The sequence below is a fragment of the Arcticibacter tournemirensis genome, assembly GCF_006716645.1.
Lineage (GTDB): Bacteria > Bacteroidota > Bacteroidia > Sphingobacteriales > Sphingobacteriaceae > Arcticibacter > Arcticibacter tournemirensis.
Genome location: NZ_VFPL01000002.1, coordinates 389,229 through 413,722, shown reverse-complemented (window position 1 = coordinate 413,722; position 24,494 = coordinate 389,229). Strand labels below are relative to the sequence as shown.

The 24,494-nt window shown below is 38.5% G+C and carries 22 protein-coding genes; 17 read left to right on the top strand and 5 right to left on the bottom strand.

The window, feature by feature from the left end; translation table 11 throughout:
* Positions 1–186: 186 nt before the first annotated feature.
* The 4 genes from tsf to rplM form a co-directional block, all read right to left on the bottom strand.
* Positions 187–1,026, bottom strand: a complete 840-nt coding sequence (gene tsf, locus BDE36_RS23245; RefSeq protein WP_141816902.1) for a translation elongation factor Ts — start codon at positions 1,024–1,026, stop codon at positions 187–189.
* A 99-nt stretch (positions 1,027–1,125) separates the two neighbouring features.
* The gene (rpsB, locus tag BDE36_RS23240; RefSeq protein ID WP_128769921.1) at positions 1,126–2,040 is read right to left on the bottom strand and encodes a 30S ribosomal protein S2; all 915 of its coding nucleotides are present in this window, start codon (positions 2,038–2,040) and stop codon (positions 1,126–1,128) included.
* Positions 2,041–2,058: 18 nt separating this feature from the next.
* Complete coding sequence (gene rpsI, locus BDE36_RS23235; RefSeq protein WP_128769922.1) at positions 2,059–2,445, bottom strand: 30S ribosomal protein S9; 387 nt, start codon at positions 2,443–2,445, stop codon at positions 2,059–2,061.
* A gap of 16 nt (positions 2,446–2,461) precedes the next feature.
* Positions 2,462–2,905 carry a 50S ribosomal protein L13 gene (gene rplM, locus BDE36_RS23230; protein ID WP_128769923.1) on the bottom strand — a complete coding sequence of 148 codons (444 nt, stop codon included), beginning with the start codon at positions 2,903–2,905 and terminating at the stop codon, positions 2,462–2,464.
* Positions 2,906–3,486: 581 nt separating this feature from the next.
* On the opposite strand from rplM, the gene BDE36_RS23225 reads away from it, so the two are divergent.
* The 17 genes from BDE36_RS23225 to BDE36_RS23145 all read left to right on the top strand — a co-directional run bounded on the left by BDE36_RS23225 (position 3,487) and on the right by BDE36_RS23145 (position 23,616).
* Entirely contained in the window at positions 3,487–5,973 is a 2,487-nt protein-coding gene (locus BDE36_RS23225) for an SLBB domain-containing protein (protein WP_202618119.1), read from the top strand.
* 25 nt (positions 5,974–5,998) lie between these two features.
* Complete coding sequence (locus BDE36_RS23220; protein WP_141816900.1) at positions 5,999–7,084, top strand: Wzz/FepE/Etk N-terminal domain-containing protein; 1,086 nt, start codon at positions 5,999–6,001, stop codon at positions 7,082–7,084.
* On the top strand, positions 7,084–8,082 hold the full coding sequence (locus BDE36_RS23215; protein ID WP_141816899.1) for an NAD-dependent 4,6-dehydratase LegB: 999 nt from the start codon (positions 7,084–7,086) through the stop codon (positions 8,080–8,082). The genes BDE36_RS23220 and BDE36_RS23215 overlap by 1 nt, the downstream gene beginning before the upstream one ends.
* A gap of 7 nt (positions 8,083–8,089) precedes the next feature.
* Entirely contained in the window at positions 8,090–9,448 is a 1,359-nt protein-coding gene (locus tag BDE36_RS23210; protein ID WP_141816898.1) for a lipopolysaccharide biosynthesis protein, read from the top strand.
* A complete protein-coding gene (locus tag BDE36_RS23205; RefSeq protein ID WP_141816897.1) occupies positions 9,417–10,670 on the top strand; it encodes a glycosyltransferase family 4 protein in 1,254 nt (417 codons plus the stop codon). Before BDE36_RS23210 ends, BDE36_RS23205 begins: the two co-directional genes overlap by 32 nt.
* Positions 10,663–11,787: a DegT/DnrJ/EryC1/StrS family aminotransferase gene (locus BDE36_RS23200; protein WP_202618115.1), complete on the top strand. Its 1,125-nt coding sequence runs from the start codon at positions 10,663–10,665 to the stop codon at positions 11,785–11,787. Before BDE36_RS23205 ends, BDE36_RS23200 begins: the two co-directional genes overlap by 8 nt.
* Positions 11,784–12,398, top strand: a complete 615-nt coding sequence (locus BDE36_RS23195; protein ID WP_141816895.1) for a NeuD/PglB/VioB family sugar acetyltransferase — start codon at positions 11,784–11,786, stop codon at positions 12,396–12,398. The genes BDE36_RS23200 and BDE36_RS23195 overlap by 4 nt, the downstream gene beginning before the upstream one ends.
* 58 nt (positions 12,399–12,456) lie before the next feature.
* Positions 12,457–13,518, top strand: coding sequence for a nucleotidyltransferase family protein (locus BDE36_RS23190; protein WP_202618116.1), 1,062 nt, complete (start codon positions 12,457–12,459; stop codon positions 13,516–13,518).
* Between the two features lie 38 nt (positions 13,519–13,556).
* Positions 13,557–14,840 (top strand): hypothetical protein, encoded by a 1,284-nt coding sequence (locus BDE36_RS23185; RefSeq protein WP_141816894.1) that lies wholly within the window; start codon positions 13,557–13,559, stop codon positions 14,838–14,840.
* A gap of 35 nt (positions 14,841–14,875) precedes the next feature.
* Positions 14,876–16,054, top strand: coding sequence for a glycosyltransferase (locus BDE36_RS23180; RefSeq protein WP_161987790.1), 1,179 nt, complete (start codon positions 14,876–14,878; stop codon positions 16,052–16,054).
* Positions 16,054–17,190: a glycosyltransferase gene (locus tag BDE36_RS23175; RefSeq protein WP_141816892.1), complete on the top strand. Its 1,137-nt coding sequence runs from the start codon at positions 16,054–16,056 to the stop codon at positions 17,188–17,190. Before BDE36_RS23180 ends, BDE36_RS23175 begins: the two co-directional genes overlap by 1 nt.
* A gap of 24 nt (positions 17,191–17,214) precedes the next feature.
* Complete coding sequence (locus tag BDE36_RS23170; RefSeq protein WP_141816891.1) at positions 17,215–18,255, top strand: polysaccharide biosynthesis protein; 1,041 nt, start codon at positions 17,215–17,217, stop codon at positions 18,253–18,255.
* Positions 18,256–18,263: 8 nt separating this feature from the next.
* Positions 18,264–18,692 carry a cupin domain-containing protein gene (locus BDE36_RS23165; RefSeq protein WP_141816890.1) on the top strand — a complete coding sequence of 143 codons (429 nt, stop codon included), beginning with the start codon at positions 18,264–18,266 and terminating at the stop codon, positions 18,690–18,692.
* A gap of 33 nt (positions 18,693–18,725) precedes the next feature.
* Positions 18,726–19,844: a polysaccharide biosynthesis C-terminal domain-containing protein gene (locus tag BDE36_RS23160; protein WP_141816889.1), complete on the top strand. Its 1,119-nt coding sequence runs from the start codon at positions 18,726–18,728 to the stop codon at positions 19,842–19,844.
* Positions 19,845–19,874: 30 nt separating this feature from the next.
* On the top strand, positions 19,875–21,008 hold the full coding sequence (gene wecB / locus BDE36_RS23155) for a non-hydrolyzing UDP-N-acetylglucosamine 2-epimerase (RefSeq protein WP_141816888.1): 1,134 nt from the start codon (positions 19,875–19,877) through the stop codon (positions 21,006–21,008).
* 8 nt (positions 21,009–21,016) lie between these two features.
* Positions 21,017–22,282 carry a glycosyltransferase family 4 protein gene (locus tag BDE36_RS23150; RefSeq protein ID WP_141816887.1) on the top strand — a complete coding sequence of 422 codons (1,266 nt, stop codon included), beginning with the start codon at positions 21,017–21,019 and terminating at the stop codon, positions 22,280–22,282.
* Positions 22,283–22,431: 149 nt separating this feature from the next.
* Positions 22,432–23,616, top strand: coding sequence for an MraY family glycosyltransferase (locus tag BDE36_RS23145; protein WP_141816886.1), 1,185 nt, complete (start codon positions 22,432–22,434; stop codon positions 23,614–23,616).
* Between the two features lie 22 nt (positions 23,617–23,638).
* Here BDE36_RS23145 and BDE36_RS23140 read toward each other — a convergent pair whose 3' ends face one another.
* Entirely contained in the window at positions 23,639–24,493 is an 855-nt protein-coding gene (locus BDE36_RS23140) for an N-acetylglucosamine kinase (protein WP_141816885.1), read from the bottom strand.
* Between the last annotated feature and the right edge of the window lies 1 nt (position 24,494).

Sequence of the window (24,494 nt, the reverse complement as noted above, 5' to 3'; positions counted from 1 at the left end):
CAATTTTTAGTTGAAAGTCGAGAGTTTAAAGTTGAAAGCAAGGACCATGCGCTCTTTAAGGAAAGAACGACGCAAAAAAAGGGGTTCTTCTGCATTGCAAAAGAACCCCTTTGTAAATATGTTTAGTCGTTAAGCCAGTCGTTCAACTTTAGGCTTTGAACCTTAAACTTTCAACCTTCAACTCGACTACGCGCCTAATTGTACTCTCTTAAACGCAGTAACAGTTAAACCGTTAGAAACACCGTTTAAGAACTGGGCGATAGTTTTAGAAGAATCCTTAACAAATTCCTGGTTCAACAGAGTTGAATCCTTATAGAACTTATTCAGTTTACCCTGAGCGATCTTTTCAACCATTGCTTCTGGTTTACCTTCAGCACGGATCTGCTCTTTAGCGATATCCAGTTCGCGTTCGATAGTACGCGAATCAACATCGTCCTTGTCAATAGCAACCGGGTTCATAGCAGCAATCTGCATCGCTACGTCTTTTCCAGCTTCTTCAACACCAGCAGCATCAGCGCTCAGAGCAACCAATACACCTAAACGGTAGTTACCGTGGATGTAAGCGATCACTTTTTCGCCAGATACAATTTCATATTTATTCACACCGATCTTTTCACCAATCTTTCCAGTCTGGTCAAGAATCTGATCTGCAACTTTCGAACCGTTAAGCTCAAGAGCGGTTAGTTCTTCAAGAGAAGCAGGAGTTTTTTCTACAGCAAGATCAGCAATGCTGTTAGCAAATGCGATAAAATCAGCATTCTTGGCAACAAAGTCGGTTTCGCAGTTAACTTCAACAATAACACCACGTTTGCCATCGGCAGTAGTCTTGGCAATTACCACACCTTCGTTCGATTCGCGGTCCTGACGGCTTGCAGCAACTTTAGCACCTTTCTTGCGAAGGTAGTCGATAGCAGCTTCGAAATCACCGTTTGATTCGATCAAAGCTTTCTTGCAATCCATCATTCCTGCACCGGTTTGCTGGCGCAGTTTATTTACGTCTGAGGCAGAAATTTGTACAGTTGACATTTCTTTTTCCTTTATTAAAATTTATGTATAAAAGTTGTGGGTTGCAGGTTGTAAGTTGCGGGAGGCCCACAACGCGCAACCCGCAACCCACAGCAAATTTTATTCAGCGCTTTCGCTCTTTGGCTGATCAGCAGCAGCTTCCGAAGGAGCTTCAGCTTCAGCTGTAGCCGTTTCAGCGGCAGCAGTTTCAGCAGCAGGCTCAGCTGTAGCAGCAGTTACCACTCTCTCGCGACGAGGAGCAGCAGCTTCTTCTTTAGCAGCTTCACCACTATCTATTTTAGCTTTAGCAGCAGCAGCTTCTTTTTCAGCTTCGTCTTCTTTCTCACGTTTGCGTTCGTCTAAACCTTCCTGGATCGCTTTGATAATAATATCAGTGATCAGGGAAATTGATTTAGTAGCATCATCATTTGCCGGGATCGGGAAATCGATGCTTGAAGGATCTGAGTTAGTATCTACCATTGCAAAGGTAGGGATGTTTAACTTCAGAGCTTCAGTAACAGCAATGTGTTCTTTCTTAACATCAATAAGGAAAAGCGCTGCAGGTAAACGGTTAAGGTCAGAAATACCACCTAAAAGGGTTTCAAGCTTAATACGTTCACGCTGAATCATCAGCTTTTCTTTCTTTGAAAGAACATCGTAAGTACCGTCTTTAGTCATCTTGTCGATGTTAGACATCTTCTTGATCGACTTACGTACAGTAGCGAAGTTGGTTAACATCCCACCTAACCAGCGTTCGGTTACGAAAGGCATGTTAACTGATTTTGCCTGCTCGGCAACTATATCCTTAGCCTGTTTTTTAGTAGCAACGAATAATACTTTACGGCCAGATTTAACGATCTGTTTGATTGCTGCCGAAGCCTCTTCGAGCTTGGTTAAGGTTTTATTTAAATCTATAATGTGGATACCATTACGTTCCATGAAAATGTACTGCGACATTTTCGGATCCCATTTACGGGTAAGGTGACCAAAATGTACACCTGCATCAAGTAAGTCCTGATATGTTGTTCTTGCCATTGTCTGATCCTCCTGAAATTAACGTTTACTAAATTGAAATCTTTTACGGGCCTTCTTACGTCCTGGTTTTTTACGTTCAACCATTCTGTCATCGCGGGTCATGATACCTTTAGCGCGAAGTCCTGATTTCGTTTCCGGATCTAATTCAACAATAGCTTTAGCAATTGCTAAACGTACAGCTTCTGCCTGTCCTTTAACGCCACCACCAGCTACGTTAACAGTAACATCGAATTTTCCGGTAGAGCCCGAAACTTCTAATGACTGGTTAACAATATATTGTAATGGTAAAGTAGGGAAGTACTCGGTGTGATTTTTACCGTTCACGGTAATGATGCCGCTGCCTTCGGTTAAATAGATGCGGGCAACTGCAGTTTTTCTTCTTCCTGAAGTGTTTGTGATCGCCATTTCTTTTTCTCTTTAATTAAAGTTTAACTTCTTTCGGGTTTTGTGCGCTGTGTGGATGTTCGCCGCCTGCATATACATACAGGTTTCCGAATAATGCACGGCCCAAACGATTTTTAGGTAGCATGCCGCGTACTGCTTTTTCAACAATACGTTCGGGATGCTTCGCCAATAACTCTTTAGGAGAAACGAAACGCTGACCGCCTGGATAGCCTGTGTAACGAACATAAGTCTTGTCGCTTAGTTTGTTACCGGTCAGTTTTACCTTGTCTGCATTAATAACGATCACGTTATCTCCGCAGTCTACGTTTGGGGTGAAAGTAGGCTTGTGCTTACCACGGATCATCATCGCGATCTTAGTAGACAAGCGCCCCAAAATCTCGCCTTGTGCGTCAACAACTACCCATTCCTTGTTAACGGTCTTTTTGTTGGCTGAGACAGTTTTGTAACTTAACGTATTCACTTGCTTGATATTAAATTAATTAAACAATTATAGTATACCCCATAAATTGGGACTGCAAAGATAGAGCAAAATGTTTAATTTTCAAATGGTTGATTGTATTTATCAGGAAAATGCTTTCGTCTGGCATTTTTTGCTGAAAGAAATAATATGAAACTGATACCCCGAAGGGACAGAAATAGGGATAATCTCTGACGAGTGCCTGATAAAACCCTTACCAATGCCGCATCTCGTCAGCATAATCTCAGCATCTCGTCAGCATCATGTCAGACTAAAGTCTGACGAGAGTCTGACATGATGCTGACGAGAGTCTAATGAGATGCTGACAAGATCAGGGTTTGGTCAGGCACTTGTCTGGGTTTTGTAAGGCAGCTAACAAGCTCAGGTATCTTTTTTGTCCTTTATTTGATCAGATCAATGTTATGTATCGCATTATTAATGATGATTTAAAATCACATATGCCGGGAAAAAGGATGTTAAGAAAAAATAATTCTTTTCGTAGTTCCAGGAAGTACTATCTTTACCCAAATTTTAGTGGACCCCCGTAGCCTATAAGGGGTTAGATATTAGTAACAGTGAGACCTATTAAACATATTAGAGTACTTGTAATACTCACAACCTTATTTTTCGCACTCAGTGTAAGTGCACAAACAAACCAGAATTTCAGTAATATCAGGGTGGATGAGTTATCGGATACCCAGATCAGGCAGTTTATAGCCCAGGTAGAAGCAACCGGTTTAAGCGAAGCACAGCTAGAGCAAGTAGCGCAGGCCAGGGGAATGAGCCCTGTCGAAATACAGAAGCTGCGGCAACGCGTAGACAGGCTCAAGGCGACGGAGAAACAAAATAACGGGAGTCAGGGATTAAAAAACAGCGGTAATAACCGTCAAGCTCAGTCTGGGAGAGAATATAATTTCGAGCCAGCTTCTGCCGATTCAGTACAAGCCTCCGGAGCTTCCGCAGCAGAAAAGGCCCTGAGTGAATTGAGATCAAAAATTTTTGGAGCAGACCTTTTCCGGAACCGTCAGCTTACATTCGAGCCCAACCTTCGTTTGGCAACCCCACGCAACTATCAGATTGGTCCCGATGATGAGCTTCTGATCGATATTTACGGATATTCAGAAGCCAGCTATCAGCTGAAGGTTTCTCCGGAAGGAACTATCAATATTCCTTATATAGGAGTGATCCCGGTAAGCGGCATGACCATTGAGCAAGCTACTTCCCGGATTAAATCAAGGCTGTCAACCATTTATTCAGGTTTAAAGTCGGGCAATACATCTGTAAGTATAGCCATTGGAAATATCCGCAGTATTAAGGTCATTCTCACCGGCGAAGTGGTAAAACCGGGCACCTATAGTTTACCCTCGCTGGCAACAGTTTTCAACGCCCTCTATTCTTCGGGCGGTCCAACCGAAAACGGGTCGTTCCGGCAGATCGAGCTAATCAGGGCAGGCAAAAGAATCGCAACGCTTGATATTTACGATTTTCTGTTAAATGGAGAATTCAAAAATAATTACAGATTGCAGGATCAGGACGTGATCAGAGTACCAACTTATCACACCCGCACAGAGATTACCGGAGAAGTAAAAAGACCAGGAATCTTTGAAATGAAGTCCGGCGAAAAGCTAGCAGACCTCTTGCGGTTTGCCGGCGGTTTCAATGAAAGAGCTTATCAGGCAAGGGTGAAGGTGCTGAAGAATACAGAAACAGAACGCCGGATAGACGACGTAACTTCTGACGCGTTTGCTTCGTATAACCCTTCAAGTGGGGATAAATATTTTGTCGATCAGATCCTCGATAGGTTTGAGAATAGGGTGAAAATAGAAGGAGCAGTTTTCAGGCCTGGACAGTTTGAGCTTGAACCGGGATTAACAGTAAAACAGCTGATCGAAAGAGCCGAAGGGCTCCGCGAAGACGCTTTCCGTAACCGGGCATATATTACAAGGCTGAAAGACGATCTTCAAACCGAGCTGGTATCTTTTGATATAGCAAAAGTTCTTTCAGGCGAAGCTGCCGATATTCCGTTAAAGCGGGAAGACGTAATCACGATATCTTCCATCTTTGATCTTAAAGAAGAATATAATGTTCGGGTAGAAGGAGAAGTGCTGAAACCTGGCAGGCTCAATTTCGCCGAAGGAATGACATTGGAGGATGCAATTATCCAGGCAGGAGGCTTAAGAGAAGGCGCTACTCCTAAAAGAGTGGAAATATCGAGAAGGATAAAAAATAGCGATGTCTTATCCGAATCTGCGCGTACAGCCCAGGTATTCCAGGTCGACATCAATCAAAATTTGAAAAGTGCCACGGCAGGATTTGTACTTCAGCCCTTTGATATCGTAGTGGTAAGGCCATCGTCAGGTTACTCAGTACAGCAGCAGGTAAAAGTACAGGGAGAAGTATTGTACCCAGGCATTTATACCATCACCCATAAAGATGAGCGCATTTCCGACTTATTGAAACGTACCGGCGGATTTACAGCTTACGCATATGTTGAAGGGGCTTCTCTGCAGCGTCCAGGGGCGAAAGTGAAGGACAGTACCGACGTTGAAAAGAAAATGGAGTTCGACCGAATGAAACAATTTCAACGTCTTCAGCAGAAAGTCAGCGATACGCTAAAGATTGAAGAGGAGGCAGCTATACGAAATGATTATGTGGGAATCAATCTTCCCCGCATTCTGAAAAAGCCTGGCGGTAAAGACGACCTGTTTTTAGAAGAAGGAGATATTTTAAATATCCCGCGACAGCTTCAGACAGTTAAAGTAAGCGGTGAAGTATTATCGCCGGTAACCGTGGTTTATTCCCGAGGGAAAGGATTTAAGCAATACATATCGAATGCCGGAGGCTTTAGCGACCGGGCGAAGAAGAAAAGTGCATACATTATATATGCTAATGGTTCTGTCGAGAGCGCTGGAAAGTTTTTATTTTTTAACAACTATCCGGTGGTGAAGCCAGGAGCTGAGATTTTTGTGCCGAAGAAACCGGAGGCAAGAAGGATGAGTACGGGCGAATTAGTGGGAATAACCAGCGGGTTGGCATCATTGGCAGCAATTATTGTAGCATTGTTTAGGTAGAAAGTGTATTTATTAAACGAAAGAATTGAATACTACAGTTAATAAACCAGACCGGCAGGCTCAGGATGATGAGATTTCTTTAAAGGAGTTGATTCTAAAACTCAAGGAGTGGTATAGATATCTGCTGTCTAGGTGGAGAGTTATTGTCCTTGCAGGTGCGATAGGCGGGCTTTTAGGTTTTTTATATGCCTATCTTAAAAAGCCGGTTTATACCGCTGAATGTACATTTGTTCTGGAAGAGCAAGGAAACGGCGGTGGTTTAGGGCAATATGCGGGGATAGCATCTATGGTTGGCATTGATCTGGGCGGCGCCGGCAGTAGCGGTATATTCCAGGGGGACAACATTATAGAGTTGTATAAATCCCGCTCAATGATTCAGAAGACACTCTTGTCTAAAGGTAATTTCAACGACAAGCAGGGGTTATTAATTAACCGATATATTGAAGCTAACGGCCTGAAGCAAGAATGGGCTGAAAAGCGCGAACTCATGGAAATTTCATTTGATATTCCTAAAGATCAATTTAATTTACAGAATGATAGCGTCATGGGCATTATTGTCAATGACATAAAAAAAAACTATTTAACCGTCAGTAAACCTGATAAGAAGCTGAGTATAATTAGTGTAAAGGTGAAATCCAAGGATGAATTATTTGCTAAGGAGTTTACCGATAAGATTGTTGAAAACGTCAATGACTTTTATATTCAGACAAAAACTAAACGATCTTTGGAAAACCTGCAAATTCTCCAGAAACAGGCGGATAGTGTGCGCCATGTATTAAACTTGTCTATCGGAGGTGCAGCAGCAGCTATCGACGCCAACCCCAATGCAAATGCTGCGATGCAAATTCTAAGAGCACCGTCTCAGAGGAGGCAGGTTGATGTACAGGCAAGTTCAGCTGTTTATGGAGAAGTGGTCAAGAATTTGGAGATTGCAAAAATTTCTTTAAGAAAGGAAACGCCTTTGATTCAGGTTGTTGATCGCGCTGTTTTGCCACTGGAGAAAGATAGAACGGGAAAGGCGAAAGGAATCGCGCTGGGTGGATTTTTATTTAGTTTTCTCACAGTTATAGGCTTTTTGTTCAATAAAGCCTATCGAAAGATATTAGAATAATGGAACTAAAAGGGAAGAGAGTATTGGTAACGGGCGCTGATGGGTTCATTGGAAGCCATTTGGTTGAAGGTTTACTTCAAGAAGGCGCTTTTGTTAAGGCGTTTGTATATTACAATTCTTTTAATAGTTGGGGATGGCTAGACTCTTTATCGAAAAAGTCTACAGATCAAATGGAAATATTTGCTGGAGATATTCGTGATCCTAATGGGGTGAGAAGGGCAGTTAAAGATGTTGACGTTGTGTTTCATCTCGCTGCCTTGATTGCTATTCCTTTTAGCTATCATTCCCCTGACTCATACATTGACACTAATGTAAAGGGAACGTTAAATATACTTCAAGCTTCTAGAGAGCTTAACGTCGAAAGAGTTATAGTAACATCAACGTCTGAGGTTTATGGTACAGCTTGCTATGTTCCAATAGACGAGAGACACCCTAGACAAGCTCAATCCCCTTATTCTGCCTCAAAAATTGCAGCAGATTGTCTCGCCGAGTCTTTTTATCGTAGCTTTGACTTGCCCGTTACTATAGTAAGACCTTTTAATACATACGGACCTCGCCAGTCAGCGCGAGCTGTAATACCTACTATTATCACGCAGTTATTAAGTGGGAAGACTGAAATTAAGTTAGGTGACTTAAACCCGACAAGAGATTTATTGTTCGTCAAAGATACTGTATCTGGTTTTGTTGAGATTGCCAAGTCGGCTGGTTTAATAGGGCGTGACTGCAATATTGCCACTGAGTCAGAAATTTCTATTGGTGATTTAGCCGATAAAATCATTTTACAAATTAATCCGGATGCAAGAATAATCACTGATATACAAAGAAGTAGACCGGAGAAATCGGAGGTGTTTAGGCTTTATGGTTCAAATAAGAATATTGTAGATAATACCAACTGGAAGCCATTATATACGTTGTCGAAAGGTTTGCTTGAAACCATAGAATGGTTTAAGGTTGATGAAAACTTGAGGCAGTATAAGACAGATATATATAATATTTAGAGTTAAAATGTTTTTCTTTAAGTTTTTTTTAAAGAGTGCAAATAGCTCATATAGAACATATTCTATAAAGAGGGAAATAGTATTATCTTTTTTTATAAAGATCGTTAGTGTGATCGTCGGAATTTTGCTTGTTCCTCTTTTAATTGATTATGTAGATAAAGAGCGGTATGGAGTTTGGCTGACATTATCTTCTATTTTTGCATGGTTTAGCTTTTTTGATATTGGTATAGGTAACGGTATGAGAAACAAGCTGACTCGGGCTCTATCGGAAAGTAATAGAGAGCTTGCCAGAGAATATGTCAGTACAACTTATGCAATAATTTCGGTAATTTTTTGTGTTATAATTCTTCTATTTCAGGTAATTAATCCATACATAAATTGGCAATATATTTTAAATGCAAATATTATTAATCAAGACGAGTTGTATAGCTTGACAAGCGTGGTATTGAGCTTGTTTCTTTTGCGATTTATCTTCCAACTTACTGGGGTTATTTATATAGCGGATCAAAGACCGTCAGTCAATAATGCTCTTACGACATTCGGCAGTGTTCTATCCTTTATAATAGTCGCTTTATTATACAAATTTACAATTAAGAGTGATCTATTGACACTCGGAATAATATTAGTAGGAGCCCCGTTGGTGGTTCTTATTGCAGCTACAATTTATGCTTTTTCTGGCAAATACAAATTTTTAAAACCTAATTGGCAGTTTATTAGTCTCCGTAGGGCCAGGAGTCTTTTAAACTTAGGCTTAAAGTTTTTTATTCTTCAAGTTGCTGCTATTTTACTGTTTTCAAGCGGGAATATAATTATTTCACATCTATTTGAGCCATCGGAAGTTGTAATTTATAATACAGCACTAACGTATTATCAACTACCGATTATTACATATGGCATTGTTATAGCGCCGATTTGGAGCGCAGTTACTGATGCGTATATTAAGCAGGATTTCGTATGGTTAAGAAGTACACTTAAGAGGCTGAATCAACTGTCAATATTATTTTCAATAGCAATTGTCATTATGATATTGTTAGGGCCGTATGTGTTCAGACTATGGGTGGGAGATCGAATAGAGCTTCCCCTTCCGCTGTCTCTATCAATGGCCTGTTTCGCAATGATAAGTGTTTGTCTATCTCCATATACCAGCTTTATAAATGGAATAGGAAAGATAAAATTGAGCATCTATATCGTCTTTTTGACATTGGTTTTTTTTATACCTATTGCGTATTTTTTTGCTAAGTGGCTGAATAATAGCGCAGGAATTATTCTTGCTACATGCGCGTTGAATGCAGTTTCTCTTTATTTTCAGCCGATGCAGGTGAAAAAAATTATAAATGAAAGAGCAGAGGGAATTTGGAATGAATAATAAGATAAAGGTCGTAGTTATTTGCCATTTCAGCAGCCCAGAGGTTCAGAGTAAGTTAACACTATGGAAGAAGACCGACTTTTATGCAGCTTGGATTCCGAACCTATTAGAGGGGTTGAAAAACTATACCGAATATGAGATTCATGTAATTTCGCCTCATCTGTATCTGAAGAGAGACGCTAACTTTGAGATCGATGGCATTTTTTATCATTTTTTTTCAATTGGTATTCCCGTAGTAAACAGAAATTGGCCAGCTTTCTTTAACCTGGATTTATACACGAATTTTTATTTTAATAGAAGAAAGATTAAAAAGCTGATAGATCGGATTAAGCCTCGCTTAATTAATTTACAAGGTGCGGAAAATTCCTATTATAGCTCTTCTGTACTGGATGTTTGTCAAAAGTACCCGGTCCTTGTTACAATACAGGGATTCGTAAGTCTGGAATGCGAAAAAAAGGGTCGTTATAAAAAGCACCGTATTAACACTGAAGCGAAAATTATAAACGAGTGCCGATATTTTGGAGGCGACCCGGATTCAATGCGCTTAATTGAAAAGATCAAGACTGAGGCATTCAATTTCTACAAATATTATTATCCAAACGGGTCTAACATTCATGGCTTAGCGAAGTTAACGACCGATAAGGAAGCTGATTTGTTATATTGGGGGCGAATTACTAAAGAGAAGGGAGCAGAGGACTTTTTGCTTTTAGTCCGAAACCTTAAAGTAGACTTTCCCGATTTACGGACTAGCATTATTGGCCCGGTAGAAGCGGAGTACTTAAAACGTCTGAAGGAGCGAATAGTGGAGTTAGGTTGTGAAAGAAATATCACCATAAAAGGATTTATACGAAGCAGTGACGATTTATACGCAGAGGTACTAAGATCTAGAATTCTCGTAATTCCAACTTATAATGACCGGTTTCCAACAGTGTTACGTGAGGGCGTTTGTCTAAAATTAGCGGTTGTAGCCTATTCTACAGGTAGTATCCCCGAATTTAACAAAGCTGATGAAAGGATTTTGCTTGCCAACCCAGGAGATATTAAGCAAATGACAACGCATGTGAGTAAGCTATTGACAGATGAAAGATACTTTGAAGATTTGACTAATAAGGCATTTGATTATGGTATGAGTGAATTTAGTATAGAGAATAATTGTGATAAACTTATTAATGCCTATAAGGATATTTTGAACAGAGAAATTAAGCTTAAAAATAATGTATAAAATACCGCTTTTTGATTTGAACTTTGATAGCCGGGAAGAGCAGGCAGTGATAGATGTTCTTCGTTCAAAGTGGATATCGACGGGACCGAAAACTATAGAGTTCGAGGAACGGTTTGCGAAATTATTAAATGTGGAACATGCAGTCGCTGTAGCAAATTGCACTGTTGCACTGCACTTAGCCTTAAAGTTAATAGGCATCAAAAGTAATGATGAAATTATTTGTCCTGCGCTCACTTTTGTGGCCACTGTGAACGCTATAAGATATTGCAATGCCATTCCTGTATTTGCAGATATAAGCAGTCTTGAAAATTTGACTATATCTCCAGAGGATATTGAAAGAAAAATAACAGATAGAACGAAAGCCATAATCGTAATGCACTATGGTGGGTTTGCATGCAATATGAATCCAATAATGGGCCTCGCCAGAAAGCATAACTTAAAGATTGTAGAAGATGCATGTCATGCACCTTTGTCTGAGTTTAATGGAAAGAAGCTAGGAACTATTGGAGATATAGGATGTTTTAGCTTTTTTTCTAATAAAAACATTAGCACAGGAGAAGGAGGCATGTTAGTAACAAACTCTAGTGAATACTATAACGAAGCAAAGTTGCTACGTTCTCATGGTATGACTTCAATGTCATACGAGAGAGCCAAAGGTCACTCTTCTGAATACGACGTTATAGAATTAGGGTTTAACTATCGTATGGATGATTTGAGAGCTGCAATCGGAATAATTCAATTGCAGAAGATCAAGGAAGACTTAACAAAAAGAGAACAGATACGGCACGAGTATGTGTCTCAATTAAGTGCAGTTGAAAGTATTATAATACCTTTTAAAGATAATAAAGAATTTTCATCAAACTACATTTTTCCTATCGTCTTAAAAGACTCGAACTTTAAAAAAAGAAATATGATACGCGAACAGTTATCTCAAAAAGGAATTCAAACTAGCGTTCATTATCCCTCGGTTCACAAATTTTCTATTTATAAGGATTTTTATACTAAGCTTTCTATAACAGAATATGTAGCAGATAGTATTATTACCTTGCCTATGTACTCTAAGTTGAGTAAAGACGAGGTTAGTTTTATTACTACGACTCTTAAAGAGATTTTATGATAAAAGAGATAATACTAATAGGTGCCTTTCATGAAATTATTGAAATGGCTGAAGATTTGAATATAAAAATCCTTGGCTTGATAGATAATAGGAAGAACGGAGAATACCGGGGGTATCCTGTTCTAGCAACTGATATGAATGCTGATAGCTTATCTGAAGAATTTAAACAGACCCCCCTTGTTATAACGCCAGATCAGCCTTCGGTGAGAATGAAATTGAGTGCGGCTTATACACATTATGGCTACCATTTTACAACATTAATAGCTAAAGAATGTAGAATTTCTAAAAGTGCGGAGTTAGGGAAAGGGGTAATAGCTCAGTCTGGGGTTAATATATCTGCTCAGGCAAGAATAGCTGATTTTGTTAAACTAAATACTAGCTGTAATATTATGCACGACACTGTTATCGGTAAGTATAGTACAGTAGCACCTAACGCTGTGGTCTTGGGAAATGTTAACGTTGGTGAATCTTGCTATATAGGCTCAAATTCCACAATATTGCCCAATGTTTCTATCTGTAACAACGTTATTATTGGAGCTGGAGCGGTTGTTACTAAAGATATTGATGTTCCTGGTGTTTTCATTGGTTTGCCAGCAAGAAAAAGACAATAGGATTGCTCGGTTGTTAAATACCTCTGATCAAATGTAATGTAATACAATAAATTTAATAATGGAAGTATCGGAATCGTTAAAAGATATAGTAATCTCATCTAACAGTACTCTCTTGTTTTCTTTAAAAAAAATGGATGAGATAAGGAAAAAACTTCTCCTTGTTTTCGACCAAAATAAGTATCTCGGATTGCTGTCAATTGGAGATTTACAAAGATCAATAATTAGTAGTGTAGATCTAGGTACTCCGATACATAAAATAATTAGAAAAGACTATATTTCCGTTAAACCTAACACTTCGATAGAAGATGTAAAAAAATTAATGCTTTCGATTAGAGCCGAATTTATGCCTGTTGTCACTGACGGGGGAGAGCTTTTGGAAGTACATTTTTGGGAGGACCTATTTGGATCTTTTGAAGATGCTCCTGTTAAGCAATTTAAATTGCCAATCGTTATAATGGCGGGTGGATTCGGTACGCGGTTGAAACCATTGACGAATGTTTTACCTAAGCCGCTTCTGCCTATAGGTAAAAAAACAATATTAGAAGAGATCTTTGACCGATTTGGAAAACATGGTTGTGATCAGTTTTTTATCTCTGTTAATTATAAAGCGGACCTGATAGAGTATTATTTGAGAAGCCAGAATTTGCCTTATTCCTTGGAATTCTTTAAAGAGGAGAAACCATTAGGAACTGCCGGTAGCTTGACCTTATTAAAAGGTAAGATTGATCAAACTTTTGTCGTAAGTAATTGTGATATATTGATAGACCAAGACTATTCTGAAATTTTGGATTATCATAAGAACTGCGGGAATGAAATTACTATTATCGCTGCATTGAAACATTATCCAATTCCTTATGGGATTATTAAAACAGGGGAGAATGGCAAATTGATAGATTTAAAGGAGAAGCCGGAGTTGACATTCAAAATAAATAGTGGTATGTATATTTTAGAGTCACATTTATTAGATGAGATACCGGAAAACGAGTTCTTTCATATTACACAGTTGGTTGAAAAAATTAAAAATAGAAACGGTAATATCGGAGTTTTTCCGGTTACGGAGAAATCATGGAAAGACGTGGGGTTATTAAGTGAATATATAGATTTATTGAAGCAATGTTAGCTGTGATTCAGCGTCACAGGGAACAATAGATTTGTATCTTGAAAAGAATATCGGCATATCCATTAGCCTCTATATCAATAGGAAAAGTGTCCACAGGAAAAGTGTCCACGGATACGATGATTGCGTCTTGTATACTTCTCACTATTTTCTTTATTTCCGATGATACTGTGACTTTTGGCACAAATCGGAATCAAGCTTTTATTGTTTTTCGCTATATTGTTTATGTTATTCTTTCAATATTTTTATTTGCCCTTTTAAATTGTAGAAGACGAGTGGTTCTATATTCTAGAAAAGAACTGATCTCGATAGGCTTGTTATTGTCATCATTTTTAACCACTGTTGTAATCAATATTGATTTTAGACCCGGGTATTTGCTACAATTGTTAACAGTACTTTTCGCTATGTTGATTGTTAAATATCTGGAATTTGGGCGATTTATTACTTATTATAGTCTTATTATATATTTCTTATCGGTTATTTCTTTAATAGTCTTTGTCATATCCCTAATTTCTCCAGGTCTTTTAATGGTATTTCCAACAACTGTTAATTTTGGCGGGACGGAGTTTATTAATCTTTTTTTGTGTTCCGTATTTAAGGAAACTACGGTTTTTAGAAATACAAGTATCTTTAGAGAACCGGGAGTATATACTATATATCTTTTATTTGGCTTAATTATAGAGTTTTTTTTAAAGGAAAGGCCTGATAGAAAGCGCTTAACTGCTTGTTCTGCGGCCCTAATTACCACCTTTTCCACCTCTGGTATATTTGTTTTTGCGGTGGTTGCTATGGGTTTTATGTTTAAAGAGAATAAAATGAGGAATTATATATCAATATTGGTCTTTCTATCGCTGGTAGCAGGGGTACTTATATTAGTACCGGGTATATCAAATCAATTTTTTTCAAAACTCAGTCCTGATTCATCTGACTACTTTAGCACTATAGCACGGCTCTCCTCATTTATTATACCCCTTGAAATTTTTGTAAATAATCCTTTAGCTGGGGTGGGCCTTACTAACTTTGTTACGCTCTATTCAGTTTATTCAATGAAATTGTTTAATATATACATAGATCCTGCGAGTGCCTCCACTAATACAATTGTTAATACTTTTGCGATTTTTGGACTGTTTTATGGAGCTTTATTGATGTACTCAATGTTACAACTGTCTCGACGAATAGGTCGGGCTACGGGCTTAAACGTTATAGTTTTAATTGCATTTTTGATGATATTAAGTAGTCAGGATCTAAGGTATTCATTATTTATGAATGTTTTATTTATGTATGGGTTGCTGAATAGAAGTGTGTGGAGGTCATCTAGTTTATGACGCCAATTTTCTTAACGAGCCTGTTCCCAAACGAATTGAGAACAGAAATATTAAAGAACAGTAAGGGGCCTATTGCAAACGCAAATGATTCTTTGCAATGGGCATATTTGAAAGGAATTTCAGATTTTCACCAGGACTGCAGAGTGATAAGCTCTCCTAATATAGGTGCATTTCCTTTTAAATATAGGTCACCTTATTTTAAGGGTGGGGAGTTTGACGCTGGTTTTGTACGCTATGGAAGATGTGTAGGGTTTTTAAACTTAGTGGCAATAAAACATTTTAGTCGGTTTCTTAATATCAGGAGAGTATTGCATGGGTGGATAAAACAGACTAAAGGAGAGATGGTGATTGTAGTGTATGATTTACATCCACCTTTTTTGATGGCTGCCTTGTTGGCAAAGAAGTCTTACCCCAATGCAAAAATCTGTCTTATTGTTCCGGATTTGTATGATTTTACAGGTAACCCTAAGAATTTGTTGTATCATTTTTGGGGTGTGTTTGAGAAGTGGATGCTAAATATGTGTATTCCAAGTGTTGATGCCTACGTGTTGATTAGTAAGCATATGAAGGATAGGTTGCCTATAAACAAAAAACCTTATATTATTATAGAAGGTATTTACAATCCTCAGAAGGCAGAGGTGGTGGAGGTGGATAAAAAAGCAAAGGACATGAAAACAGTATTTTATTCAGGAGCACTTAATGCTCGCAACGGGATACTATTTCTGGTCAAGTCCTTCAAGTTAATTAAACAAGACAACTACCGATTACTGATTTGTGGAGACGGAGAGAGCCGAGAGGAAATTAAATCGGAAGCTTTAAAGGATAAAAGAATTATTTACAAAGGTCAGGTACCTAGGGGGGAGGCTATGAAGCTTCAAAGGAGTTCTACTTTGTTGGTTAGTCCCAGACTTCCAGATAACGAATTCACTAAATACTCGTTCCCTTCCAAGATAATAGAATATCTTGCTTCAGGCGTACCAACCTTAATGTATAAACTAGAAGGTATTCCTGATGAATATTACGACCATTGTTATTCCCTTGATGATACTTCTATTTCGTCGTTGGCAGACAAGATAGAAAGTATTTGTCAACAAAGTAAAGAAGTTCTGAGTGCTAAAGGAAGAAGTGCTCAAAAGTTCGTTTATCAAAATAAGAATCCTCATGTGCAAGTTGATAAAATGGTAAAAATGGTATATAAATTGTTTGAACAGTGATGAGAGTATTAATCAATGTTTCGAATTTACGTTTTGGGGGTGGAAAAACAGTCGGACTGAATATCTTAACTTATTATTTAAATAATAGCAAAATAAGACAGTTGCTGATTATTGCACCATCATCATGTGGATATGAGTATCTTAAAGACTCTTATCCTAAAGCCAGATTTGTGTTTTTATCAAGGATCTTTAATTGTTCATTTTTAAAGGTTTTAACAAATTATGTGATATTACCTTTTTTGTCGGTTACCTCTAAATGCGACTTTGTGCTGAGCTTAGGAAATATAGCGTTTCCAGTATTTAATAGGCCCCAATTTTTACTCATTCATCAATCATTTTTGGCATATCCAGATAGTTTGGTATGGGATCGAGTACGATTGGACGATAAATCATTTTACATTTATTTAAGGCGTATGATAAAGTTTATTAAGATAAATTTGAGATATGCATCTGTAATAGGAGTTCAAACTGAGACAATGCGATCAAGAATAAGTGGATTGTATGATATCCCCAAAGATCGTATTTTGGTCATTCCTAATGCCGTTTCCTTTAATTGTATGAAAAGTGATATAGTAAAGGAAGACACGCCTAGTAACCAAATACGTCTTCTCTTTTTAAGCAAGTATTACCCTCACAAAAATTTTGAGATATTATTTGAGCTGGCGAAAAGAGTGAAAGAGTTCAGTTTGCCTATTCATATTACGATTACAATTGAAAAAACTGAAAATTCAGGAAGTATGAGGTTTTTAGAGATGGTTGACAAACTGGATCTTAATTTTTTTATAACTAATATTGGTAATGTGGCAATAGACGATATCGAAAGAGTATATAAAGAGCACGATGGATTGTTTCTTCCTACGCTTTTGGAGTCGTTTTCAGGCACTTATATTGAATCAATGTTTTTTGGTAAACCGATATTCACGAGCAAGATGGATTTTGCTGTTGATGTTTGTAAGGATGCTGCATTCTATTTCGATCCATTCGATCCTCTAGATATCTTAAATGTTGTATCTGAAGCATTTGCCAATCCGGAATTAATTGATTTAAAAGTAGGGCTTGGTAGAGGGTATGCGATGGATGCAAAGTCGTGGAATGATATAGGGCACTTTATAGATGAAAGAATACTTAAATTGTAAGAGATAGACTTCAATTAAAATAATATGTTTCAAAATAAAATACTTCTAATTACAGGCGGCACGGGATCCTTTGGAAATGCTGTGCTAAATCGCTTCCTTCATACTGATCATTTCCGCGAAATCCGAATATTCAGCCGAGATGAGAAAAAGCAGGACGATATGCGTAACCAGCTTAGAAATGAAAAGGTCAAGTTCTATATTGGTGATGTTCGCGACTTTAACAGCATTAACAGCGCTATGAGTGGAGTGGATTACGTTTTTCACGCAGCAGCATTAAAACAGGTTCCCTCTTGTGAATTCTTTCCGTTGGAGGCTACTAAAACAAATGTTTTTGGCACCAAGAATACAATTGATGCTGCGATAGCAAACAACGTAAAGAAAGTAATTTGCTTAAGTACTGACAAGGCAGCTTACCCCATCAATGCGATGGGCATTTCTAAAGCACTAATGGAAAAAGTCGCCATCGCCTCATCTAGGAATATTGATAATGGAATCACGACTGTTTGCCTTACAAGATACGGGAATGTGATGGCCTCACGGGGCTCTGTCATTCCTCTGTTTCTTAAACAGATTAAAGAAGGAGACGTCATTACTGTTACTGATCCTAATATGACCCGCTTTCTGATGTCTTTGGAGGATGCAGTAGAATTAGTATTGTTTGCTTTTGAGAATGGAAGACAGGGAGATTTATTTGTGAACAAGGCTCCAGCGGGCACAATTGGTAATCTGGCTAAGGCAATTAAGGAATTGTGTAATGCGGACACAGAAGTTAAAGTTATTGGGACTCGACATGGTGAGAAATTATACGAAACGTTGTGTACGCGGGAAGAGATGCTGAGATCTGAAGATATGGGGTCCTTTTATAGGATACCAGCTGATAATCGCAATCTTAATTATAACAAGTATTTCTCTGAAGGCCAAACAGATATCTCAAAGATAGAGGACTATCATTCACATAATACCGTTAGACTGGATATAGATGGACTTAAGAAATTGTTATCTAAACTTCCACTAATAAGGGAGCAGGTATTCGGTGAAAGTAATGTTGTACAATATCCTCACTAATGAAGTTAATGTATCCCCAAATTATAGATGGAGGTTCGCATTCTGACAGCAGGGGCACCCTGTGGTTCGTTAACGATTTTCACATTGATGAGGTGAAAAGATTCTATATTATTGAACACAGCGATCCTTTTGTTGTCCGTGCGTGGCAGGGTCACAAGCGAGAGCAAAAGTGGTTTTATGTGTTGGCTGGGAGTTTTAAAATTGTTCTGACAAGACCAGATAACTGGGACCAGCCTTCTCCTGCTCTAGATGTAATGGAATATACCTTGTCGAGTGAAGAGAGTCGGGTCCTTTATGTGCCTGGTGGATATGCCAATGGATTGAAAGCGACTGCAGCTAATTCGAAAATGATTGTTTTTTCTGATTTCACATTGGAACAATCTGGGAATGATAACTATAAATTTGATGAAAATATGTGGTTTGACTGGCATAAATAGTATAATGATGACTGATGTTAATTTGATATAATCATGATGCGAATTGGAATAACTGGTCAGGAGGGATTCATTGGGCAGCATTTATATAACACTTTAGGTCTTTATCCAAAGGAGTTCCTCAGAGTCGAATACCATCGTGATTTTTTTGATAGTGAGGAGAAACTAAACAAGTTCGTTTCAGAATGCGATGTTGTGGTTCACCTAGCAGCATTGAACCGGCATAATGATGCTCAGTTTATTTATGACACCAATAAAAAATTGGTCGAAAAGCTGATATCTTCTTTGACGTTCACAAGAAGCAAAGCTCATGTTTTGTTTTCTTCATCGTCCCAGGAAGAACATGATAACTTGTATGGAAGAAGTAAGAAAGAAGGCCGTCAGCTTTTAAGTAATTGGGCAGAAAACAATGGAGGCTGCTTTACAGGAATGGTTATTCCAAATGTATTCGGCCCCTTTTGTAAGCCTAATTATAATTCTTTTATTGCAACGTTTTGCCATAAGTTGACCCACAATGAACTGCCTAATATTGAGGTTGATAGTGATGTGAAGCTCATTTATATTGATGATCTCGTTAGCTTTATTCTTAAAAAGATAAGAGCGCGCGATGGAGCGGAAGTGGTAACCGTTCCTTATACCGAGAGACGAAAAGTTTCTGAATTTTTGGTATTGCTTGAAGACTATAAAATACAATACTTTCAATTAGGTATTATTCCGGCGTTAAACACCCCTTTTGAAATTAATTTGTTTAATACGTTTAGGTCTTATATAGATCACGACAGACACTTTCCTATAAAGTTTGCACTCCACGCTGATCAAAGAGGTAAATTTGTTGAGATAGTCAGGTTAAAGTCCGGCGGCCAAGTCTCCTTTTCGACCACTTTTCCTGGAGTCGTAAGAGGTAACCATTTTCATACCCGTAAGATTGAAAGGTTTTCAGTAATTAAGGGGGAAGCCTTAATTCAATTGAGGCAGATTGGTACCAATGAGGTACTGGACTTTTTTCTTTCTGGTGAAGAGCCTGCCTATGTGGACATGCCAATATGGTATACGCATAATATAAAGAATATAGGCACGGACGAACTTTACACACTCTTTTGGATTAATGAGTGCTTTGATCCAGCCAATCCTGACACCTATATGGAAAACGTATAATGTTGAATAGAGAACAGTAATGTACCGAATATGAGATCTAAACTAAAAGTAATGACGGTTGTGGGCACACGACCCGAAATAATTCGTCTTTCCCGTGTAATGGCTAAGCTTGATGAATCTGAAGCCATTGAGCATGTTATTGTACATACTGGACAGAATTACGACTATGAATTAAATCAAATCTTTTTTGATGATTTGAAGATTCGTAAGCCTGATTTCTTTTTGAATGCTGCTGGCGCAACGGCGGTAGAGACGATTGGTCAGATTTTGATCAAAATAGATTCTCTACTTGCATCGGAGGGTCCGGATGCTTTTTTAGTGCTCGGGGATACAAATAGTTGTTTATGCGCCATTCCCGCTAAGAAACGGCATATCCCCATCTTTCACATGGAAGCTGGCAACCGTTGTTTCGATCAAAGGGTGCCTGAAGAAACAAACCGTAAAATAGTCGATCATATTTCTGATATTAACTTACCCTATAGTGATATAGCGCGAGAATATCTGTTGAGAGAAGGATTGTCTCCAGATAGAATTATTAAGACAGGCTCTCCCATGTTCGAAGTACTAAATCATTACATGCCAGAGATAAAATCTTCAGATATATTACACCGTTTGAATCTTAAGGAGAATAATTTTTTTGTTGTTTCTTCTCACAGGGAAGAGAACATAAATAATGAAAAGAATTTTCAAAATTTTATTGATAGTCTTAACGTGATTGCAGAAGTGTACAACTTTCCAATTATAGTAAGCACTCACCCCCGCACACGGAAAATGATTGAATCAAGAAACCTCAATGTTAGTGAAAGGGTACAGTTTCTAAAGCCAATGGGTTTTGTTGATTTTAACGCCCTGCAAATGAAGGCTTTTGCAGTAATATCAGACAGCGGTACAATTTCTGAAGAATCTTCTATTATGAATTTTCCAGCGCTAAATATTAGAGAGGCGCACGAGCGGCCAGAGGCAATGGAGGAAGCATGCGTTATGATGGTGGGGCTAAATAAAGAACGTATTATGCACGGATTGGTTCAAATAACAGGTTTGGATCGAAGTCAAAGGGTGTTCAATCTAGTGAAAGATTATAGTGTGCCAAATGTATCTGATAAGGTAGTTCGAATTATTATTAGTTATGTCGACTATATTAAAAGGGTTGTCTGGTCGGAATAGAGAATAGGATGAGAAAGAAAGTTCTTATACACAGTCTTGTATTTAGTCCAGACGGGGTGTCAACTGCGTATCTTTATAATGATATAGCTGAAAGGTTCGCCGAATCGGGTTATGAGGTGGTCGTGCTAACAACTACACCGCACTATAATTTAGTTAAGGAAGAGTTGGTAAAGCAACCGCTTATTAAAAAATGGTTTGGACTATTCTATGAGAGTGATTTTAAAGGTATAAAGGTTCTTCACGTACCACAGAGGAAATTTAACAATACTCTGCTTAGAATAATAGGCTTTGCATATTGGCACGCGTTATCTCTTTTACTGGGATTGCTACAGAGCAATATCAGCCTTATTATTTCACCTTCACCTCCTTTAACATTGGGAGCAGTTAACATAATTATTGGAAAAATTAAAGGAGCTAAGGTTATTTATAATGTTCAAGAGATATATCCTGACCTCTTGATTAATTATAGCAAACTAAAACTTAAGCCGGTTATAACTCTTCTAAAAAAGTTGGAGCGTTTTGTTTACAATTACTCGGATGCTGTTACTACTATAGATAAAATCTTTTATAACACGCTAGCGCCACGATTTAAAGAGCCTTCCAAGCTTGTTATAATCCCTAATTTCGTAGACGTTGATTTATATAAGCCGTTACCATCGAGTAGCTTGTCCCTTTTAAACAAAAACTTATTTCCCCAGGACGAAAGAATTTTAAAAGTAATGTATGCTGGAAACATCGGGCATGCTCAAGACTGGAAGCCGCTTATTGAAGTTGCAAAACTTCTTATTGGCGATCCAATTGAGTTTTGGATTATTGGAGAAGGGGTTATGAAGAACCAGTTGCAATCAGAAATATTAGAGAATAAACTTTTAAATATTCATCTTATTCCATATCAGCCGCGGGAATATATGCCCGCCTTAATAGCTTATGCAGACATCCATTTTATCTTTATGTCTCCTGAAATGGAAGGACAAGGCTTCCCCTCTAAAGTATATTCTATTATGGCCTGTGCAAAGCCTTTATTGATTATTTCTGGTAAAGATACTCCAATTTTCAACTTCCTAAATTTAGTAAATTGTGCATTCCTTGTAAATGAGGGCTCAATGGAAGAAAAATGTTCTGCAATAGTCTATTTCTTAAGATCCTCATATGAGGATAAGTCCCATTTAATAACTTTAGGGGCTAATGGGTTCAGGGAAATTCAAGGTTGCTATACTAAAGCTTCAGTAACAAAGCAGTATGTAGATCTATCAGATAAATTGTTAAATATATAAATAAGTACCGGAAATTATTTCGTCATCTCCTGTAGCCATTTCCCTCTCGCGTACGTATTACCCTATAGTTTATTATGTATGTTATAGATTTTTTTTTAATTTAGCACTGTGAACCTTGTCCGAAGATCTATGAACCTAAAACATTAACCATGATTACATTTTTACTAGTATTTACATTTAGTCTGTTGGTTGTTGCTGTTTCTATAAGTCCTCTTATCACGATTGCGATAAAAAAGCGCCTTTTTGATGCTCCTTCGGAGTCGAGAAAAATCCATAAACGGATTATACCGAACATTGGCGGGCTAGCAATTTTTTCTGGATTTCTGTTGGCGGTTTCTCTTTTCATCAAAACTACCGACTTTTGGAATGCTAATTATCTGCTTGCTTCGGGTATTGTGATTTTTATAACGGGGCTTAAGGATGACATTATCGGGGTTGACCCCATGAAGAAATTTGCGGCTCAGTTTGCTGCGGCGTTTTTGATCACTATTTTGGGTGATATCCGGATTATGAACCTGGATGGCTTGCTGGGATTTCATCAGCTGTCGTATGCTTTTAGTATTGGTCTGAGCGTGTTTGTGATTGTTGGGATGATCAATGCGTTTAACCTGGTCGACGGGATTGATGGGTTGGCTGGCTTCCTGGGATTGATGACTTCGCTTACCTATGCTTGCTTATTTTACGCGGCTGGGTATAATGAGTGGGCTTGCATGTGTCTCGCTCTGGCGGGCGCTATTACCGGGTTCCTGATTCATAATATTTCGCCTGCTAAAATATTTATGGGCGACTGCGGGTCGCTGGTGCTTGGCTTCCTGATTGCTGTTTCGACTATTCAGTTTATTAATGTGGGCGGAGGAAAAGTTATAGAATTGGGATCTCTTTCGATTACTTCTGTTCCTGCATTGGCACTGGCTATTGTGGCGCTTCCGATATTTGATACTTTACGTGTTTTTACCATTCGTATTGTGAATCATCAGTCTCCTTTCAAAGCGGACAAGAACCATATGCATCACCGCATGCTGGCTTTGGGAATGAATCATATGCAGGCTACTGCAACGTTGGTTAGTGTTTCTCTGGTGTTTGTTATTACTGCTTTCTCTTTACAAAACATAGGTAATAATCAATTGGTAGCTACTTTGGTGCTGATGGTGATTGTGATGAACAGCGGTCTTTCGCTTTATCTGTTTAGCAAGAGGGTTGAGCTGGATGCGCAGGCTGCGAAAGAGGCAATGCTGGCTAAAGCAGATGTTAAACATCCTGCGGTTGTTTCAAAGTTAACACCAGAAGGTAAGGAATTTGCTGAGGAGATTTTGAAAAAGGTAAGCCCTAATTAAATAGAAAAGATCAGCTCTGTACTCAAACTTCTACTCTTTCTTTGAGGATATATTCTGAAAGCTCTTTAATGGGGTGCGACAGTACTTTACCCAGCTTTATATGATGTTTCTTGCAGATTGTTTCTAGTGTATCCCGAAAATGCCATGCTACTGAGCCTACAAAGTGACACGGAAAATGGCGGTGATCCGGATAGGGAATCAAGTGGGTGCGAATGAAGCTCTCCAGTCCTTCATTGATAAGGCTTTCTGTAAAGGGGTCGCTCCTGTGTTTGCTCAAAAAGGGTGTAAATGACGATAGCCAGATATTTGCAAGCGGCCTTTGATACACATTCTTTATAACTACCTCTTTATCGATATTGTAGGTTTCCTTAAAGTCTTTCTTTAGTGTCTTAGGCATTTTTCCGAACAGATAGCCTGTAATTAACTTTTTACCAAACCATGCGCCTGATCCTTCGTCTCCTAAAATGAAGCCTAATCCGTGTTTTCCATACTGTACTTCTTCACCATCGTAAAATGCAATATTAGAACCGGTTCCAAGTACGCACGTGAAACCCTGGCTGTGTCCGCAGGTGGCGTAAGCGGAGCCTACGGCGTCGTTCTCTACATTAATAAAAGCGTTTTTGAAAATCTGAGAAAGTCCGTTTGAAACCATCTCCCGCTTGTCGGGATTCGAGCATCCTTCGCCAAAGAAATATACTTCTTTAGCTTGCTCTGCATATTTTTTTATTTCGGAGTCCTGCGAGAAAATCCTGGTTATTTCACGTTCGTTTATGAAAAAAGGATTAATTCCTTTGGTTGTGAACTCAAGGGTGCCGGAGTCGCTATTGGTGATAATCCAATCTGTTTTTGAAGATCCGCTGTCAGCAACTAATATCATT

Excerpts from the sequence above, each read along its gene's own strand:
- tsf (WP_141816902.1), bottom strand. The coding sequence starts at position 1,026 with ATGTCAACTGTACAAATTTCTGCCTCAGACGTAAATAAACTGCGCCAG.
- rpsB (WP_128769921.1), bottom strand. The coding sequence starts at position 2,040 with ATGGCAAGAACAACATATCAGGACTTACTTGATGCAGGTGTACATTTT.
- rpsI (WP_128769922.1), bottom strand. The coding sequence starts at position 2,445 with ATGGCGATCACAAACACTTCAGGAAGAAGAAAAACTGCAGTTGCCCGC.
- BDE36_RS23215 (WP_141816899.1), top strand. The coding sequence starts at position 7,084 with ATGGAACTAAAAGGGAAGAGAGTATTGGTAACGGGCGCTGATGGGTTC.
- BDE36_RS23210 (WP_141816898.1), top strand. The coding sequence starts at position 8,090 with ATGTTTTTCTTTAAGTTTTTTTTAAAGAGTGCAAATAGCTCATATAGA.
- BDE36_RS23205 (WP_141816897.1), top strand. The coding sequence starts at position 9,417 with ATGAAAGAGCAGAGGGAATTTGGAATGAATAATAAGATAAAGGTCGTA.
- BDE36_RS23200 (WP_202618115.1), top strand. The coding sequence starts at position 10,663 with ATGTATAAAATACCGCTTTTTGATTTGAACTTTGATAGCCGGGAAGAG.
- BDE36_RS23195 (WP_141816895.1), top strand. The coding sequence starts at position 11,784 with ATGATAAAAGAGATAATACTAATAGGTGCCTTTCATGAAATTATTGAA.
- BDE36_RS23190 (WP_202618116.1), top strand. The coding sequence starts at position 12,457 with ATGGAAGTATCGGAATCGTTAAAAGATATAGTAATCTCATCTAACAGT.
- BDE36_RS23175 (WP_141816892.1), top strand. The coding sequence starts at position 16,054 with ATGAGAGTATTAATCAATGTTTCGAATTTACGTTTTGGGGGTGGAAAA.
- BDE36_RS23170 (WP_141816891.1), top strand. The coding sequence starts at position 17,215 with ATGTTTCAAAATAAAATACTTCTAATTACAGGCGGCACGGGATCCTTT.
- BDE36_RS23165 (WP_141816890.1), top strand. The coding sequence starts at position 18,264 with ATGTATCCCCAAATTATAGATGGAGGTTCGCATTCTGACAGCAGGGGC.
- BDE36_RS23160 (WP_141816889.1), top strand. The coding sequence starts at position 18,726 with ATGATGCGAATTGGAATAACTGGTCAGGAGGGATTCATTGGGCAGCAT.
- wecB (WP_141816888.1), top strand. The coding sequence starts at position 19,875 with ATGAGATCTAAACTAAAAGTAATGACGGTTGTGGGCACACGACCCGAA.
- BDE36_RS23150 (WP_141816887.1), top strand. The coding sequence starts at position 21,017 with ATGAGAAAGAAAGTTCTTATACACAGTCTTGTATTTAGTCCAGACGGG.
- BDE36_RS23145 (WP_141816886.1), top strand. The coding sequence starts at position 22,432 with ATGATTACATTTTTACTAGTATTTACATTTAGTCTGTTGGTTGTTGCT.
- BDE36_RS23140 (WP_141816885.1), bottom strand. The coding sequence starts at position 24,493 with ATGATATTAGTTGCTGACAGCGGATCTTCAAAAACAGATTGGATTATC.